Genomic DNA, 16,708 nt, shown 5'->3' with positions numbered 1-16,708 from the left:
GTACAGGCTATGCGGCCGGGGGCTCCCGCGAGTTCAGCTCACCGGGCGGGGTCCGACGGCTCGTACCAGAGGCTCGCCATCGGGGAGTGGGTGGTCCAGCCCAGTGAGGAGTAGAGCGCGTGGCCCTCGGGCGTGCCGACCAGGAGGCCGGTCCGTGCGCCGGCCTCGTAGGCGGTGCTCTGCAGTGCGCGCATCACCAGGCCGCCGAGTCCCTTGCGCCGGTGCTCGGGGGCGGTCTCCACCTGGTCGACCACGGCATGGGTGCCCGCCCGGGCGATCTGTCCACGGGCGGCGAAGTGCCCGGCGCCCGTACGGACCAGCACCCGGCTGACGCCGCCCCGGGTCCAGCGGGTGAGCGTGTAGCCGGCGGGCGCGGCGGTGTGCTCCGGTGCGAGAGGGCAGGTCATCAGGAAACCGGGGACGTCCAGCCGCCAGCCCGGCCCGACCCAGGGCAGGACCTCCTGGTCCTCGGCGAACAGCTTCAGCCACGTCCCGGGCGCGCTCGTCGTGGCGACGATCTTGCGGACATCGGCCTCGGAGGGCTCCGGCAGCACGTGCCGGGCGACGTGCCGGGCCTGCCCGACGTCGATCGTCCACCCCCACGGCTCGTCGATCGGGTCCGAGCTGCCGCGGGAGACGACCCAGCCGTCGATCCACATCCGCACGAGCTCGCTGGTCCCGGTGTCCCCCATGGCCGTCCGCCCCCCTGGATGTAATAGGTATTCCTGCGAAGGGGAGCTTACGCGAGGGGGCTCGGAATTGGCCATGGCGACGCCGGCTCCAGGGGGATCCGGACGCCGGCTGCCGCCGGCACGCGCGGCGGGCGCACCCGGCCGCCGACCCGCCGGCCGGGGGAACGCGCTCCGCGGGCGACCCGGAGCCGCGCGCGAGGGGGCCCGCGCCTACGGGCCGCGAGGGGCGCACCTACGGGCCGCGAGGGGCCCGCACCTACGGGGCCCCCTCCGCGCCGGCTCAGCGAGCGGCCGCGAGGTGTTCCTGCTCCGCCTCGACCGCGGCGTTCCAGTCGCGCTTGATCGAGCGCCAGCCCTCGTCCGTCTCGCCCAGGCGCCAGTAGCCCGAGATCGACAGGCGTTCGCGGGGAATGCCGCGCTCCAGGCGCAGGTGACGGCGCAGCGTCTTGACGAAGCCCGCCTCGCCGTGCACGAAGGCGTGGACGTCCGGGGAGGGGAAGGGCAGGGCCCGGACGGCCTCCGTCAGGGCCTCACCGATCGGGCGCGAGCCACGGTGGATCCAGAGGGGGGCGACCCCGTCCGGGGTGGTGATCTTCAGCTCGTCGGCCGGGCCCTCGACCTCCACCAGCGCGTGGACCACGGCCCCGGCCGGCATGCGCTCCATCGCGGCGCCGATCGCCGGCAGGGCGCTCTCGTCGCCGACGAGCAGGTGCCAGCCCGCCGCCGGGTCCGGGGCGTAGGCCCCGCCCGGCCCGAGGAACCGTACGAGTTCACCGGGCTGGACGCGGGCCGCCCAGGGGCCGGCCAGGCCCTCGTCGCCGTGCACCACGAAGTCGAGGGCCAGCTCCCGGCGGGCGGGGTCCCAGGAGCGCACCGTGTACGCCCGCTGCCGCGGCCATTGCGCGCGCGGATGGGCCGCCCGGATCTGGTCCAGGTCCCACGGGGTGGCGTAGGTGACGCCCTCCGCAGGGAACAGGATCTTCACGTAGTGGTCGGTGTACGCGCCCGCGCCGAATCCGGCCAGCCCGTCACCGCCCAGCACCACCCGCACCATGTGCGGGCTCAACCGCTCGGTGCGCACGACGACTGCGGTGCCGACCGTGCGGACGCGTCCTTCTGCCACGACGTTCCCCTGACCTTCCGACCCTGACATCCGTGAAGCTTAGGATTACCTAAGTTATCACCTCAGGTGCGCAGTGCGCTGCTCAGGCGTTCCACTGCTCCTCCCAGGCCCCACCGGTGGGCCAGTGCGGCGACCAGGTCCGGCTGGGCGGGGACGGCCGGGAGCGCGGGATCGAAGGCCGGAAGGGGGACGTCCGCGGCGACCTGGACGACCTTCGGGGCCACCGCCAGATAGGGCCGGGACTCGTCCAGCCGCTTGCGCTGCACGGGGGTCAGCTTCGACTTCGGGTCGTCGATCGCGGCGATGATTCCGGCCAGGTCCCCGTAGGCGTCCAGCAGCTTCGCCGCCGTCTTCTCGCCCACGCCCGGTACGCCCGGCAGACCGTCGCTCGGGTCGCCGCGCAGCAGCGCCAGCTCCGCGTAGCCCGGGCCGTCCACGCCGTACTTCTCGCGCAGCCACGCCTCGTCCGTCACCTGCAGGCTGCCGACCCCCTTCAGCGGGTACAGCACGCGCCGTCGCTTCGCGTCGTCGACCAGCTGGTACAGGTCCCGGTCGCCCGTCACGATGTCCACGGGGCCGGTGGCGCGCGTGGTGAGCGTGCCGATCACGTCGTCCGCCTCGTACCCCGCGACGCCCACCCGGGCGATCCCGAAGGCGTCCAGGGCGGCCTCGATGATCGGCACCTGCGGGGCCAGGGTGTCCGGGGTCTCCTCGAGGTCCGGGCCGCTCGCGGACTCCTCCGCGACCCGGTGGGCCTTGTAGGAGGGGATCAGCTCCACCCGCCAGTGCGGCCGCCAGTCGGCGTCCATGCAGGCCACCAGATCGTCGGGCCGGTGGTCCTGCACGAGGCGGCCGATGAAGTCGAGCAGGCCGCGCACGGCGTTGACCGGGGTGCCGTCGGGGGCCTTCACCGAATCCGGCACGCCGAAGTACGCGCGGTAGTAGAGGGAGGCGGTGTCCAGGAGCATCAGGCGTCGTGTCGTCGTCACGTTCACGATGATGCCTTGAGGCCCGGTGGAAAGTACCTGAGGGCGGCCCTCCTCGGCTCTTGAGCGCGAAACGTGGGCCGGTTGCTGCGTAAGGTGCTTGCAGCACGCCGATGTGCGACGTGTGATGTGCGACGGACCAGGACAAGGGGAGGGCAGCCCCACCATGGACGACAGGGACGGCACCGACGGCACGGACGGCAGGAGCGCCGCGCGCGCATCGAGCGGCACGGACGACAAGGAACGGGACAAGGACAAGGACGCCAAGGAACCGCTCCGGGTGGGCGTGGCCGTGCGCAAGAGACGCCGGGCACTGCACCTCACCCTCGCCGCGGTATCGGCGCGCAGCGGCCTGTCGGTCCCGTTCCTGAGCCAGATAGAGAACGAACGGGCGCGGCCCAGCATGCGGTCCCTGGAGCGGGTCGCCGACGCGCTGGAGACCACCGCCGTGGAGCTGCTGGCCGCCTCGGACACCGCGCGCACCGTGGACCTCGTACGGGCCGGCGACGGCGCGGGGCTCACCCTCGTCCCGGGCGTACGGCCCCTCGTGCGCGGGCACCACCAGCTGCACGCGCTGGAGTTCACCGGGGACCAGGACGCCGGCCGCGAGTACCAGCACCGCAACGACGAACTGATGTACGTGATCTCGGGCGCCTGCCAGGTGGAGGCCGAGGGGCGGGCCTACCGGCTGGAGAACGGCGACGCCCTGTTCCTGTCCGGCGGGGTGCGCCACCGGTGGCGGGCCGTCACCGAGGACACCCGGATCCTGATCGTCGCGGTCGGCGACCACATCCACGCCACGTCCGAGCCGCCCTCGCCGGGCCACTGAGCCGCCCGGTGCCGACACCGAAGCGGGTCGTCTCGCTCGTGCCGTCCCTGACCGAGGCGGTGGCCGTGAGCGCGCCCGGCGCGCTGGTCGGGGTGACCGACTGGTGCACGCATCCCGCCGGCCTCGGGGACGCGGTGCGCGTCGGGGGCACCAAGAACCCCGACGTCCGCGCCATCGCGGAGCTGCGCCCGGACCTGGTCCTCGCCAACGAGGAGGAGAACCGGGCCCCGGACCTGGACGCGTTGCGAGCGGCGGGGCTGGAGGTGCTGGTCACCGAGGTACGGGACCTCCCGCAGGCGCTGAGCGAGCTGGAGCGGGTGCTGGTGGGGGCGCTGGGTCTGGAGCGGCCCGGGTGGCTGGCGGACGCCGAGGCCGCGTGGGCCCGGACGGAGCCGCTCCCGCCTGCCCTGGCCTTCGTACCGATCTGGCGGCGGCCGTGGATGGTGCTCGGCCGGGACACCTTCGCGGGGGACCTGCTGGCCCGCCTCGGCGTGCACAACGCCTACGCCGCTCACGCGGAGCGCTATCCCCGGATCCCGGCGGCCGAGCTGGCCGCGGCGGGCTGCGACCTCGTCGTCCTCCCGGACGAGCCGTACCGGTTCACCGCCGGCGACGGACCCGAGGCCTTCCCGCGGATCCCGGCCGCGCTCGTCAGCGGACGGCACCTGACCTGGTACGGGCCCTCCCTGGCCGAGGCGCCGGAGGTGCTGGCGCGAGCCCTGCGCGCGGCGGTGCGGTAGGGCGTGCGTCCGCGCGGTGCGGGAAGGCCGGCCGCCGTGAAGGGCGGACCCGACGGCCCCTCCGGGCGCGGGCCCGTGCGAGATCCGGAAGGGACGGCCCGGTCACGGCACCAGCTAGCGGGGCGCGGCGAGCAGGCGGCCGGTCAGCAGGCCGCGCAGGGTGTTCGCGGCGGCCAGCAGCCAGGCGGTCAGCAGGGCCAGGAACAGGGCCGCGGCCAGCCAGGAGAAGGCGGTGAGGCCGGTGTGGCGGGCGAGTCCGGCGGCGCCGGTGACGCAGGTGCCGATGGGGAAGGTCAGCGCCCACCAGGTCATGGCGAACCCCATGCCGTCGCGGGCCGCCCGCAGCAGCATCGCCGAGGCCAGCGCCAGCCAGAGGAGGGCGAATCCCATCACGGGCACCCCGTAGACCACGGCGAAGGCCGCGAAGGCGCCGGAGTACGCGGCGGATATCGACTGGGGGGCCATGTCGGCGAGGGAGTTCACCGCGGTGGTGGACTGGCCGAGGGGGCCGAGGACCAGGAACAGGGTCGGGGTGAGCGCCAGGGGGAGGGGGCCGCTCACGATCAGCCGGCCGAACACCAGGGGGAGCATCAGCAGGGTGGCGAGCAGGCTGATCCCGAACATGGCGTAGCACGCGAGCAGCATGGCCTCGCGGCCCTGGCCGGCGGGCAGGTGGGGGATCAGCAGGGGGCCCAGCGCGGCGGAGACCATCGGGGCCACCACGGGGAGCAGCCACACGGGGGTGGCCTGGTGGGCCTCGACCTTGTGGCGGACCACCATCAGGTAGGGCACGGCGACGGCCGCGAGCAGGCCGATCGCGGTGCCGGCGGTGAAGAGGACCGTGTCCACGGCGACGGCGGCGGGAACGCCGATGAGGTCCTTGCCGACGATGAGGGTGCCCCCGCCCACGGCCAGCAGGGCCATCGCGAGACAGCCGTAGAACGGGGCCACGGCCGGGTCGAGCAGGTGGGCCCGGGCCTGGTCACGGTGGTGGATCCAGTGGCCGGCGCGGGCGGTCAGCAGCACGGCGAGGGCGGCGGCGGACAGGACCCAGAAGATCTGGCAGGCCACGCGCTGGCCCGGGACCTGGTAGGGGAGGGCGGCGCCGGCATTGGCGATGATCGCCGTGCCCATGACCGAGGCGTACCAGTTGGGGCCGAGGTGGCGCAGCGAGGGGACCTTGTGGATCCGCAGGGTCCCGGGGGTGGTGGGACGGGGGCGTACGAGGGTGGTGGCCATGGGTCCAGCGTCCCGTCGGGCCGTCCCGGACGGCAGAGGCCTTGTTCCTATGAGGGCATAAACTGAAGTTATGGGCATCGAGGACTGGGCTGAACCGCAGGTACCGCTGGCGCACAGGGTTCCGGACCTGGGCGCCATGGAGCTGCTGCTCGCCGTCGCCCGGGTGGGGAGCCTGAGCGGGGCCGCCCGGCGGCTCGGGATCACCCAGCCCGCCGCCAGCAGCCGGATCCGGGCGATGGAGACCCGGCTCGGCGTGGCCCTCGTGGACCGGTCCCCGCGGGGCTCGACGCTGACCCGGGAGGGCGCCCTGGTCACGGACTGGGCGCGCCGGGTGGTGGAGGCGGCCGAGGCGTTCGACGCGGGCGCGCAGGCGCTACGGGGCCGTCGCGACTCCCGGCTGCGGGTCGCGGCCAGCATGACCATCGCCGAGTACCTGCTGCCCGGCTGGCTCATCGCGCTGCGCGGGCAGCGCCCCGGCACGGCGGTGTCGCTGCACGCGGGGAACTCGGCCACCGTCGCCGAGCGGGTCCTCGCGCACGAGGCCGACCTCGGCTTCGTCGAGGGCCTCAGCGTGCCCGAGGGGCTCGACGCGGTGGTGATCGCGCAGGACCGCCTCGTGGTGGCGGTGGCCCCGGGACACCCGTGGGCCCGGCGGTCGCGGGGAGTGGAAGCCGCGGAGCTGGCGGGGACGCCGCTGATCCTGCGGGAGCGGGGCTCGGGCACCCGGCAGGTCCTGGACGCGGCTCTGGCCGGCATGGGCGGCCTGGCGGAGCCGCTGCTCGAACTGGCCTCCACCACGGCGGTGAAGGCCGCGGCGCTGAGCGGAGCCGGGCCGTGCGTGTTGTCGGAGCTGGCGGTCGGGGACGAACTGGCGGCCCGCCGCCTCGTGTCCGTCCCGGTCCTCGACACCCCGCTCGACCGGGCGCTGCGCGCGGTCTGGCCCGTGGGCTCCCGTCCGGCGGGCCCGGCGCGGGACCTGTTGTCGCTCACGCGGCACTGAGCCTTCTTCGCAGCACCCCCGGGCGGCGCCGCCGTCCGCGGCGACGGGCCCCGGGCCGCCTCAGGCTGCCCTGAGGGGCCGCGCTCAGCCCGGGGACATGCCCCGCTCGATGTCGACGTAATGGCGCATGCGGTACTCGGTCTCGGCGACGACGGCCCGGGGGCACGCACGGCGCAGCTGCTCCACCAGGGGCCGGACCGCGGCCGTGGTGATGTGCGGGGCCGCGTACGTGGTGCGGGGGCGCTCCGGGAGGGTGGTGCCCGCGGCCCTGGGGGCCGGACGGGGCCCGGGGGCCCGGTGGCGGCCGGTCAGGCGGGAGTGGTGCAGAGCGCCGCGGTGGTCGCCGCCGCGACGAGGGCGGACATCACGCGGGTGTCCTCGTCGCGCTCCGGGTGCCACTGGACGCCCAGGACCCAGTGGGAGGGGTCGGCGAGTTCGACCGACTCCACCGTGCCGTCCACCGCGTGTGACGAGGCGACCAGGCCGCGGCCCAGGCGGTCGACGGCCTGGTGGTGGTAGGTCGGGACCTGCGCCTCCTCGGGGACCAGGGCCGCGTACAGGGTGCCGGGGACCGGGCGGACCGGGTGCCAGGCGACGACGCCCTCCGTCTCGAAGTGCCCGTCGATGTGCTGGACCAGCGTCCCGCCGAGGGCCACGTTCAGCGCCTGCATGCCCCGGCAGATCCCGAGCACGGGCGTCCGGGAGGCGAGCGCCGCGGCGATGAGCGCGAGCTCCCAGGCGTCCCGCTGTGTCGCCGCCGCGCCCGTACGGGGGTCCCGGGCGGCCCCGTAGCGGACCGGGTCCACGTCGGGGCCGCCCGCGACGACCAGGCCGTCCAGCCGGCTCAGCACCTCCGCCGCCGCCTCCGGGTCGTCCGGCGGCAGCAGCACGGCCGTGCCGCCCGAGGCCTGGACGAGTTCGTAGTACCCGGTGGGGACGAGGGCCGTCGGGACGTTCCACACGCCGTAGCGGGTGACGGCCTCGATGTAGGTGGTGATGCCGATGAGCGGCCTGGGCACGGTGGTTACCTCCAGGGGACGGGGTTCGGGTGGTCAGTCGCGGGACAGTTCGGCCTCGGCCGCGGCCAGCGCCGCGAACTCCTCCTCCGGCGCGGACGCCACCAGGTGGTGCCGACTGTAGAACGCGAAGTAGGCGAGGGCGACGGCGTACACGGCCAGCGCGATGAACGCCGCGTCCTTGTCCACCAGGAAGGTGGCGACCAGGGCCGAGAGGGCGAGCACGAAGGCCACCGAGGAGGTGGCGACGCCGCCGGGGGTGCGGTACGGGCGCTCCAGGCCCGGCTCGCGGCGCCGCAGCACCATGTGGGAAAGGGCCATCAGGGCGTACGAGATGGTCGCTCCGAACACCGCCATGTTCAGCATGCGCGGGCCGTTCCCGGTGGCGGCGGCCAGCGCGAAGCCGATGGCTCCGGGGATGAGCAGGCCGAGGTACGGGGCCTTGCGCTTCGAGGTCAGGGACAGGAAGCGCGGCAGGTATCCGGCCCGCGAGAGGGCGAACAACTGGCGCGAGCCGGCGTAGATGAGGGAGAAGAAGGAGGCCACCAGGCCCGCGAGGCCCGCGTAGTTGACGAAGGTCTTGAGCCAGGAGAGCCCGGAGTCGCCCTCGAGGGCGACGACCAGCGGGTTGCCCGCGTCCTTGACGGCGTCGGCTCCGCGCGCCCCGGTCGAGGCGAGGAAGGTGACCAGCGCGAGCAGGACCAGGATGCCCATGGAGATCGACAGGGCGCGCGGCACGGAGCGGACCGGGTCCTTGGCCTCCTCGGCGGCCAGCGGCACGCCCTCGACGCCCAGGAAGAACCACATGCCGAAGGGGAAGGCGGCCCAGATGCCGAGGAAGCCCAGCGGCAGCCACGAACTCGCGCCGGCGGCCGTGGTGTCGACGGCGATGTCGTCGAGGCGGGAGGCGTCGAACTGGGTGAACGCGCCGACGGCGAAGACGATCAGCGCGATCACGGCGATGGCGGTGACGACGAGGGAGAAGCTCAGGGCCTCGCCGACGCCCCACAGGTGGATGCCGATGAAGACCGCGAAGCAGGCGAGGTAGACCGGCCAGCCGGAGGTGAGGCCGAAGAGCTTCAGGGACTGGACGTAGTCGCCGATGAAGATGGCGATGGCGGCGGGGGCGAGGATGTACTCGATCAGGATCGCGGTGCCGGTGAGGAAGCCGCCCCAGGTCCCCAGGGCCCGGCGCGCGAAGCCGTAGCCGCCGCCCGCGGTGGGCAGGATCGCCGACAGCTCGGCGAGGGAGAAGACGAGGCACGCGTACATCGCGCCCATCAGGACGGTGGCGACGGCCAGGCCGCCGAAACCGCCCTGGGCGAGGCCGACGTTCCAGCCGGAGAAGTCGCCGGACACGACGTACGCGACGCCCAGACCGGTCAGCAGCAGCCAGCCGGCGCTGCCGCGGCGCAGGGTACGGCGTTCCAGGTAGCCGTCGCCGCCGCTCTCGGGGGACGTGGTGGGTTCGGGCACGGCTGCCAGCCGTGCGCCGGTGTCGTCGGCCATGTGCGCTCCTGCCTAGGGCAATGGTTGTGGGGCGTACCTTTGCCCTTCCGGAGCGGCGGGCGCAAGACCCGTGCGTTAAACGGAGGTTACGAAAAGCTCCCGGACGCCCGGGCGGCCCTCCTCCAGCCCCTCCGCCGCGGCGCCCCGCCGGCCACCCCGGCCCCCCTCCTGCTCCCCTCCGGCCGCACCGGCCCCCCGCCGGCCTCGCTCAGGCCAGGAACCCCCGCAGCAGCGCCGCCGTGCCGCAGCAGTGCTCGCGCATCACCTCGCGCGCCGCGTCGGCGTCCCGCTCCAGCACCGCCTCCACCATCGCGCTGTGCTGCTGCTGCGAGTGCTCGAGGTTGCGCACCAGGAGCGGGATGCAGTCCAGCAGGTCGTTCACGGTGGCCCGGACGGCCGCGTACTGGGCCGTCAGCGTGGCGGATCCGGCGAGCTCGCACAGGGTGAGGTGGAAGAGCGTGTCCTGGCGGCGGTATGCGGACAGCGGGGCGTCGTGGGTGGCGGCCAGCGCGCCGAGCAGCCGGTCCCCGTCCTGCTCCGACAGCCCCTGGGAGGCGCACAGGCCGGCCGCACCCACCTCCAGGACCTCGCGGAAGCGCAGGGCGTCCTCGATGTCCACGCCCGCGACCCGCCGGCGCAGCTCCTCCTCGGCGCCCCCGGCCGGGGTGTCGGGGCGGGCCAGTACAAACGTTCCGCCGTACCGCCCGCGCCGGGCCTCCACGAGGCCCTGGTCCTGGAGTACCTTCAGCACCTCGCGCAGCGTCACCCGGCTGATCCCCATCCGCTCGGCCAGCTCGCGCTCGGCCGGCAGCCGCTCCCCGCCCGGGACCAGGCCGAGCCGGACCACCTGGAGGATCTGCTCCAGCGCCTCCTCGAAACCGTTGCCCGCCCGCACCTGCCGCAGCACCGGATTGAGCCGCGTGATCGCGTCCCCTTCGCTCGCCGTACCGGTCATCTCGGCTCCTCCCCTTCCCAAGCAATGGTTCTGTTCAATACCTTAGGCCCCCTCGGCTCACCGAAGGAGAGATTCCCGTGGTAGACCGCAAGCCGCCGCTTTCGCCCGAGGAGCTCCGCGCTCTCGTGGCCAGCGGTGAGATCGACACAGTGGTCCTGGCCTTCCCCGACATGCAGGGGCGCCTCCAGGGCAAGCGGTTCGCCGCACCGTTCTTCCTCGACGAGGTCCTCGCTCACGGCACCGAGGGCTGCAACTACCTCCTCGCCGTCGACACGGACATGAACACCGTCGACGGGTACGAGATGTCCTCCTGGGACCGGGGCTACGGCGACTTCGCCATGCACCCCGACCTCGCCACCCTGCGCCGGATCCCGTGGAACCCGGGCAGCGCCTTCGTCCTCGCCGACCTCGCCTGGAACGACGGCTCGCCCGTCGTCGCCGCGCCCCGGCAGATCCTGCGCCGCCAGCTGGAGCGCCTCGCCGAACTCGGCTACACCGCGATGGTGGGCACCGAGCTGGAGTTCATGGTCTTCCGGGACACCTACGAGCAGGCCTGGGACTCCGGCTACCGAGGCCTGACCCCCGCCAACCAGTACAACATCGACTACTCCGTCCTCGGGACCGGCCGCGTCGAACCCCTGCTGCGCCGCATCCGCAACGAGATGCAGGCCGCCGGCCTGGTCGTGGAGTCGGCCAAGGGCGAGTGCAACCTCGGCCAGCACGAGATCGTCTTCCGCTACGACGAGGCGCTGAAGACCTGCGACCAGCATGCCCTGTACAAGACGGGGGCGAAGGAGATCGCGGCCCAGGAAGGGGTCTCGCTCACCTTCATGGCCAAGTACGACGAGCGCGAGGGCAACTCCTGTCACATCCACCTCTCGCTCACCGACGCCGACGGACGCAGCGCGATGGCCGGGGACGGCCCGGACGCGCACGCGCACGGCGGTATGTCACCCGTGATGCGCCACTTCCTGGCCGGCCAGCTCGCCGCGCTGCGCGACTTCTCCCTTCTCTACGCCCCCAACATCAACTCGTACAAGCGTTTCCGGCCCGGATCCTTCGCGCCGACCGCCGTCGCCTGGGGCGTGGACAACCGGACCTGCGCCCTGCGCGTCGTCGGCCACGGCCGCTCCATGCGCTTCGAGAACCGGCTCCCCGGCGGCGACGTCAACCCGCACCTCGCCGTGGCAGGCCTGGTCGCGGCCGGCCTCTACGGCATCGAGCACCAGCTGGAACTGCCCGAGCCCTGCGCCGGCAACGCCTACACGGCCGACTTCGCGCACGTCCCCACGACCTTGCGCGAGGCCGCCGAGCTCTGGGAGAACAGCGAGATCGCGAAGGCCGCCTTCGGCCCCGAGGTCGTCGCCCACTACCGGAACATGGCCCGCGTGGAACTGGACGCGTACGACTCCGCGGTCACCGACTGGGAACTGCGCCGCTCCTTCGAACGCCTGTAGAACCGCGACCGCATCACCGCACCGCACCGCACCGCGCACCGGATGACCGGCAGCGCCGCACTCTCCGCGTCACCGCACCCACCGCATACCGCACCCACCGCACCCACCGCACCCGAACGTCTGAAAGGCCACCACGTGTCCGATGCGCTGGAAGTCTTGAATCCGGCCACCGAGGAAGTCGTCGCCATCGTCCCGGCCGCCACACGGGACGATGTCGACGCCGCCGTCGTACGGGCCGCCGCGGCCCAGCGGACCTGGGCGGCCGCCGCGCCCGCCGATCGCGCCCGACTGCTGCGCCGGTTCGCCGCCGTGGTCGACGGGCACATCGAGGAACTGGCGCAGCTGGAGGTCCGCGAGGCGGGCCACACCATCGGCAACGCCCGCTGGGAAGCCGGCAACGTGCGCGACGTGCTCGACTTCGCCGCCGGGGGAGTCGAGCGGCTCTCCGGCCGCCAGATCCCCGTCGCCGGGGGCATCGACGTCACCTTCCTCGAACCCCTCGGCGTCATCGGCGTGATCGCCCCGTGGAACTTCCCCATGCCGATCGCCGCCTGGGGCCTGGCCCCCGCGCTCGCCGCAGGCAACGCGGTCATCCTCAAGCCCGCCGAGACCACCCCGCTCACGGCGCTGCGCCTGGCCGAACTCGCCCTGGAGGCCGGGCTCCCCGCACACCTGCTCCAGGTGCTGCCCGGCCGCGGGGAGGTCGCGGGCGACGCCCTCGTCCGGCACCCCGGCGTGGCCAAGATCGTCTTCACGGGCTCCACCCGGGTCGGCAAGCAGATCATGGCCACGTGCGCCGGCCAGGTGAAGCGGGTCACCCTCGAACTCGGCGGCAAGAACCCCAACATCGTCTTCGCCGACGCCGACCTGGAGGCCGCCGCGGCCGCCGCGCCGATGTCCTTCCTCGACAACACCGGGCAGGACTGCTGCGCCCGCACCCGGATCCTCGTCCAGCGGTCCGCCTACGACCGGTTCATGGAACTGCTCGTCCCCGCGGTCGAGAGCGTGGTCGTCGGGGACCCGGACGACGAGAAGACGCAGATGGGTCCGCTCATCTCCCGGGTGCAACTGGACCGCGTACGGTCCTACGTCACCGACGACCTGACGGTCGTCCGCGGCGCCGCCCCCGAGGGCCCCGGCTTCTGGTACCCGCCGACCCTCGTCACCGGCGTGGACCCGGGCGCGCCCGTGGCCGCCGAGGAGGTGTTCGGACCCGTCGCCGTCGTCCTGCCCTTCGAGGACGAGGAGGACGCCGTGCGCCTGGCCAACGCCACCGAGTACGGCCTCGCCGGCTCCCTGTGGACCCGCGACGTGGGCCGCGCGCTGCGCGTCTCGCGCGCCGTCGCCGCGGGCAACCTGTCGGTCAACTCCCACAGCAGCGTCCGCTACTGGACCCCCTTCGGCGGCTACAAGCAGTCCGGGCTCGGCCGCGAGCTCGGACCCGACTCCCTCGCCGCTTTCACCGAGACCAAGAACGTCTTCATCAGCACGGAGGCCTGAGAACATGTCCACCGAGTCCACCGAGTCCACCGAGTCCACCGAGTCCACCGAGGCCGCCGCAGAGATCGTCTGCCGCCGCCTGGTCGGCCGTACCGCCGTCATCACCGGAGCCGGCAGCGGCATCGGCCTGGCCACCGCCCGCCGCCTGGCCTCCGAAGGCGCCCACATCGTCTGCGGAGACATCGACGAGACCGCCGGCAAGGCCGCGGCCGAAGAGGTCGGCGGCACCTTCGTGAAGGTCGACGTCACCAGCCCGGAGGAGGTCGAGGCCCTCTTCAGGACGGCCTTCGACACCTACGGTTCCGTGGACATCGCCTTCAACAACGCCGGCATCTCGCCGCCGGACGACGACTCGATCCTCACCACCGGCCTGGAAGCCTGGAAGCGGGTCCAGGACGTCAACCTCACCTCCGTCTACCTGTGCTGCAAGGCCGCCCTGCCCTACATGCAGCGCCAGGGCCGCGGCTCCATCATCAACACCGCCTCCTTCGTGGCCGTCATGGGCGCCGCCACCTCGCAGATCTCGTACACCGCCTCCAAGGGCGGCGTGCTCGCCATGTCCCGCGAGCTCGGCGTGCAGTTCGCCCGGGAGGGCATCCGCGTCAACGCGCTGTGCCCGGGCCCCGTCAACACCCCGCTCCTGCAGGAGCTCTTCGCCAAGGACCCGGAGCGCGCCGCCCGCCGGCTCGTGCACATCCCGCTGGGCCGGTTCGCCGAGCCCACCGAGATCGCCGCCGCCGTCGCCTTCCTCGCCAGCGACGACTCCTCCTTCATCAACGCCACCGACTTCCTGGTCGACGGCGGCATCTCCGGGGCGTACGTCACCCCCCTGTAGGCCGCGCAACGACCCGAAGCCAAGGGTTCACCCGTACTGCACCTCCACGACAGCCGGGCGTCGCACGACGCCCGGCTGTCGTGCTCTACCGTCCCGGACGATCTTGCAGAAGAATCAGGAGAGTTCACCCCAGTGACCCGATCCCCCTCCGTTCGGCGGCTCCCGGCCGTCGCCGCCGCCGTGGCGATGGCCGCCGGAACCCTCGTGGCCGCCGCTCCCGCCGCCCAGGCGGCCCGCCCGGGCGCCCACTGCACCACCGCGAAGCTCGCCGGCGGCTGGTACGGCGACAACCAGGCCCGCCTCCAGCAGCTCATCGACACCTACGGCACGTGCAACCCGTACCGGCCCAGCCGCAGCAAGCCCGTCGCCGTCTTCGACTGGGACAACACCGTCGTCAAGAACGACGTGGGCGACGCACAGATGTTCTGGCTGCTGCGCAACGGCAAGATCCGCCAGCCGTCCGGCGGCGACTGGACCACCACCAGCCGCTACCTGACCCCGGCCGCGGCCAGGGCCCTGGCCGACGCCTGCGGCGCCCTCGCGAAGCCGGGCGCCCCGCTGCCCACCGGCACCCCCGAGGGCATCGGCTGCGCCGACGAGCTGAACGCCGTCTACGGCACCGGCGCGACCCGCGCGGCCGCCCCCGCCTTCGCCGGCTGGGACCACCGGACGATCGAGCCCGCCTACGCCTGGCTGCCGCAGCTCATGCAGGGCTGGACCGCCCGCGAGATCCGCGCCTTCGCGGCCGCCGCGAAGGCCGAGAACCTGGCCGCGCCCGTCGACGCCGAGCAGCAGGTCGGCAGCGCGACCGCCACCGGCTGGGTGCGCTACTACGACCAGCAGAAGGACCTCGTCAAAAACCTGCAGAAGGCCGGCTTCGACGTCTGGATCAGCTCGGCCTCGCCGCAGCCGGTCGTCGAGGTGTGGGCCCAGGGCGTGGGCATCGACGCGTCGCACGTCATCGGCATCCGCAACACCACCACGCGGGGCGGCGTCCTCACCCCCCACCTCCAGGGCTGCGGATCCGTCCAGGACGGCGCCGACACGATGATCACGTACATCGACGGCAAGCGCTGCTGGATCAACAAGGAGGTCTTCGGGGTCCGCGGCGCCGCGGCCGAGAAGATCCAGCCGGCCGCCCGCCGCCAGGTGTTCGCCGCGGGCGACTCCGACACCGACGTCACCTTCCTGCGGGACGCGACCGCCCTGCGGCTCGTCGTCAACCGCAACAAGAACGAGCTGATGTGCCGCGCCTACGACGACAGCGACGGCAAGTGGATGGTGAACCCGATGTTCATCCAGCCGAAGAAGCAGAAGGCCGCTCCGTACCCGTGCGCGACCACCGGCTTCACCGGCCGCGACGGCACCCCGGGGCCCGTCCTGCGGGGTGACACCAGCGTCATCCCCGACCAGACGGACTCCGTGTTCCAGTAACCCCCGCTGGTCCAGTAACCCCCGCCACCCCTCAGAGGAAGGTGCGGCCCTCGCCCCGGTAGGTCGGGGCGGTGGCCGTCACCCGGTCGCCCTCGACGAGGTGCAACTCGTCGAAGCGCTCGCACAGTTCGCCGGCCTTCGCGTGCCGGAACCAGACCCGGTCGCCGATCAGCAGATCGTCGGCCGGGCTGCCGAGCAGCGGGGTCTGCACCTCGCCGGCCCCCTCCTGCGGGTCGTAGCGCAGGCCCTGGGGGAGGTACGGAACCGGCAGCCGGTCCGGGCCGGGCGCGCCGGAGGCCGGATACCCGCCGCCGAGCACCGTGACCACCCCGACACCGGGCCGGCGCACCACCGGCTGGGCGAACAGCGCAGCGGGACGGCCGCTGAACGAGGTGTAGTTGTCGAAGAGCCGCGGCACGTACAGCCCCGAACCGGCGGCGATCTCCGTGACCGCGTCCTCGGCGGCCGTCTGCTGGACGCTGCCGGTGCCACCGCCGTTGACGAACTCCAGATCCGGCACCACCGCGCGCACGGCCCGTACGGCCTCGGCCCGGCGGGCGGCCAGCTCCTTGCGGGCCGCGCCCTGCATCAGCCGGATCACCCGCGACCTCAGCGGACGCCCGGCGAGCGAGTCGCCGACCCCGGCCACATGACCCTCGTAGCCCATCAGTCCGACGACGCGGAAGCCCGGCCGGGAGGCCACCGCACGGGCCAGCTCGGCCAGCTCGGCCGGCTCGCGCAGCGGGGAGCGGCGGGCGCCGACGCGGACCTTCCCGCCGAAGAGGTGCAGGGCGGTGTCCAGTTCCAGGCAGATCCGGATCTCCTGGGCGCCCCCGTCACGGGCCCGGTCGATCAGCTCCAGCTGCGCGACGTCGTCGACCATCACGGTCACCGCGCCGGCCAGCTTCGGGTCGCCGGCCAGCTCGGCGAAGCCGGCCCGGTCGGCCGACGGGTAGGCGAGCAGCACGTCCTCGAAACCGGAGCGGGCCAGCCAGATCGACTCGCCGAGGGTGTACGACATGATCCCGGCGAACCCGGGCCGGGCGAGGACCCGTTCGAGCAGCACGCGACACCGGACGGACTTGCTGGCCACCCGGACCGGCTTCCCGCCGGCGCGCCGCACGAGATCGTCGGCGTTGGCGTCGAACGCGTCGAGATCCACGAGGGCGAGCGGGGCGTCGAGGTGCGCGGTGGCCCGGTCGTATCGGGCCCGGTCGGCGGCTGGGGAGTTCATGGGCGGCAGCCTGCCAGATGGGTCTACCCGTGGGTAGGGGGTGTCCGGAGCTTCCCGGTTCCCCGTCCGGGGCGGGTTCCGTGGTCGCGGCCCGCTCACCACGGGGTCCCGGCCGCCGGACGCCGGTCGCGGCCGTGGGGGCGACGCCCCGCGGCCCGC

Annotated in this window: 15 protein-coding genes; 7 read left to right on the top strand and 8 right to left on the bottom strand. The window is 73.5% G+C overall.

Annotated features, from left to right (window positions below):
• Positions 1–38: 38 nt before the first annotated feature.
• From ABZY44_RS24370 to ABZY44_RS24360, 3 genes are all read right to left on the bottom strand, one after another.
• Entirely contained in the window at positions 39–692 is a 654-nt protein-coding gene (locus ABZY44_RS24370; RefSeq protein ID WP_356657223.1) for a GNAT family N-acetyltransferase, read from the bottom strand.
• A 280-nt stretch (positions 693–972) separates the two neighbouring features.
• On the bottom strand, positions 973–1,815 hold the full coding sequence (locus tag ABZY44_RS24365; RefSeq protein ID WP_356657221.1) for a siderophore-interacting protein: 843 nt from the start codon (positions 1,813–1,815) through the stop codon (positions 973–975).
• A 62-nt stretch (positions 1,816–1,877) separates the two neighbouring features.
• A complete protein-coding gene (locus ABZY44_RS24360; RefSeq protein WP_356657281.1) occupies positions 1,878–2,783 on the bottom strand; it encodes a 5'-3' exonuclease in 906 nt (301 codons plus the stop codon).
• A gap of 298 nt (positions 2,784–3,081) precedes the next feature.
• On the opposite strand from ABZY44_RS24360, the gene ABZY44_RS24355 reads away from it, so the two are divergent.
• Together ABZY44_RS24355 and ABZY44_RS24350 are read left to right on the top strand one after the other, a co-directional pair.
• On the top strand, positions 3,082–3,630 hold the full coding sequence (locus ABZY44_RS24355) for an XRE family transcriptional regulator (protein WP_356657279.1): 549 nt from the start codon (positions 3,082–3,084) through the stop codon (positions 3,628–3,630).
• Positions 3,631–3,638: 8 nt separating this feature from the next.
• Positions 3,639–4,370 carry a helical backbone metal receptor gene (locus ABZY44_RS24350; RefSeq protein WP_356657219.1) on the top strand — a complete coding sequence of 244 codons (732 nt, stop codon included), beginning with the start codon at positions 3,639–3,641 and terminating at the stop codon, positions 4,368–4,370.
• A 114-nt stretch (positions 4,371–4,484) separates the two neighbouring features.
• On the opposite strand, the gene ABZY44_RS24345 is transcribed toward ABZY44_RS24350, so the two are convergent.
• Entirely contained in the window at positions 4,485–5,609 is a 1,125-nt protein-coding gene (locus tag ABZY44_RS24345; RefSeq protein ID WP_356657217.1) for a TDT family transporter, read from the bottom strand.
• Between the two features lie 70 nt (positions 5,610–5,679).
• Here ABZY44_RS24345 and ABZY44_RS24340 point away from each other — a divergent pair, with 70 nt between their 5' ends.
• Positions 5,680–6,609: a LysR family transcriptional regulator gene (locus ABZY44_RS24340; RefSeq protein ID WP_356657215.1), complete on the top strand. Its 930-nt coding sequence runs from the start codon at positions 5,680–5,682 to the stop codon at positions 6,607–6,609.
• A gap of 308 nt (positions 6,610–6,917) precedes the next feature.
• On the opposite strand, the gene ABZY44_RS24335 is transcribed toward ABZY44_RS24340, so the two are convergent.
• From ABZY44_RS24335 to ABZY44_RS24325, 3 genes are all read right to left on the bottom strand, one after another.
• Positions 6,918–7,628, bottom strand: a complete 711-nt coding sequence (locus tag ABZY44_RS24335; protein WP_356657213.1) for a gamma-glutamyl-gamma-aminobutyrate hydrolase family protein — start codon at positions 7,626–7,628, stop codon at positions 6,918–6,920.
• A gap of 33 nt (positions 7,629–7,661) precedes the next feature.
• Complete coding sequence (gene eat / locus ABZY44_RS24330; protein WP_356657211.1) at positions 7,662–9,134, bottom strand: ethanolamine permease; 1,473 nt, start codon at positions 9,132–9,134, stop codon at positions 7,662–7,664.
• Positions 9,135–9,342: 208 nt separating this feature from the next.
• Positions 9,343–10,089, bottom strand: a complete 747-nt coding sequence (locus ABZY44_RS24325) for an FCD domain-containing protein (RefSeq protein WP_356657209.1) — start codon at positions 10,087–10,089, stop codon at positions 9,343–9,345.
• Positions 10,090–10,166: 77 nt separating this feature from the next.
• Here ABZY44_RS24325 and ABZY44_RS24320 point away from each other — a divergent pair, with 77 nt between their 5' ends.
• From ABZY44_RS24320 to ABZY44_RS24305, 4 genes are all read left to right on the top strand, one after another.
• Positions 10,167–11,546, top strand: a complete 1,380-nt coding sequence (locus tag ABZY44_RS24320) for a glutamine synthetase family protein (RefSeq protein ID WP_356657207.1) — start codon at positions 10,167–10,169, stop codon at positions 11,544–11,546.
• Between the two features lie 135 nt (positions 11,547–11,681).
• Positions 11,682–13,046 carry an aldehyde dehydrogenase family protein gene (locus ABZY44_RS24315; RefSeq protein ID WP_356657205.1) on the top strand — a complete coding sequence of 455 codons (1,365 nt, stop codon included), beginning with the start codon at positions 11,682–11,684 and terminating at the stop codon, positions 13,044–13,046.
• Between the two features lie 4 nt (positions 13,047–13,050).
• Positions 13,051–13,881 carry a 3-oxoacyl-ACP reductase gene (locus ABZY44_RS24310; RefSeq protein ID WP_356657203.1) on the top strand — a complete coding sequence of 277 codons (831 nt, stop codon included), beginning with the start codon at positions 13,051–13,053 and terminating at the stop codon, positions 13,879–13,881.
• Between the two features lie 132 nt (positions 13,882–14,013).
• Positions 14,014–15,315: a haloacid dehalogenase-like hydrolase gene (locus tag ABZY44_RS24305; RefSeq protein ID WP_356657201.1), complete on the top strand. Its 1,302-nt coding sequence runs from the start codon at positions 14,014–14,016 to the stop codon at positions 15,313–15,315.
• Between the two features lie 31 nt (positions 15,316–15,346).
• Here the strand turns inward: ABZY44_RS24305 and ABZY44_RS24300 are convergent, their stop codons facing one another.
• Positions 15,347–16,549 carry an amino acid deaminase/aldolase gene (locus tag ABZY44_RS24300; protein ID WP_356657199.1) on the bottom strand — a complete coding sequence of 401 codons (1,203 nt, stop codon included), beginning with the start codon at positions 16,547–16,549 and terminating at the stop codon, positions 15,347–15,349.
• Between the last annotated feature and the right edge of the window lie 159 nt (positions 16,550–16,708).

It is taken from the genome of Streptomyces sp. NPDC006544 (assembly GCF_040611715.1).
In the GTDB taxonomy this organism is placed as follows: Bacteria; Actinomycetota; Actinomycetes; order Streptomycetales; family Streptomycetaceae; genus Streptomyces.
Note: the sequence above shows the minus strand (reverse complement) of the source record. Positions and strands in the feature narration are given on the sequence as shown.

What these genes read in the sequence shown, in the direction of transcription:
- ABZY44_RS24325 (WP_356657209.1), bottom strand. Translation starts at nt 10,089, where the DNA reads ATGACCGGTACGGCGAGCGAAGGGGACGCGATCACGCGGCTCAATCCG.
- ABZY44_RS24360 (WP_356657281.1), bottom strand. Translation starts at nt 2,783, where the DNA reads ATGCTCCTGGACACCGCCTCCCTCTACTACCGCGCGTACTTCGGCGTG.
- ABZY44_RS24370 (WP_356657223.1), bottom strand. Translation starts at nt 692, where the DNA reads ATGGGGGACACCGGGACCAGCGAGCTCGTGCGGATGTGGATCGACGGC.
- ABZY44_RS24340 (WP_356657215.1), top strand. Translation starts at nt 5,680, where the DNA reads ATGGGCATCGAGGACTGGGCTGAACCGCAGGTACCGCTGGCGCACAGG.
- ABZY44_RS24310 (WP_356657203.1), top strand. Translation starts at nt 13,051, where the DNA reads ATGTCCACCGAGTCCACCGAGTCCACCGAGTCCACCGAGTCCACCGAG.
- ABZY44_RS24300 (WP_356657199.1), bottom strand. Translation starts at nt 16,549, where the DNA reads ATGAACTCCCCAGCCGCCGACCGGGCCCGATACGACCGGGCCACCGCG.
- ABZY44_RS24345 (WP_356657217.1), bottom strand. Translation starts at nt 5,609, where the DNA reads ATGGCCACCACCCTCGTACGCCCCCGTCCCACCACCCCCGGGACCCTG.
- eat (WP_356657211.1), bottom strand. Translation starts at nt 9,134, where the DNA reads ATGGCCGACGACACCGGCGCACGGCTGGCAGCCGTGCCCGAACCCACC.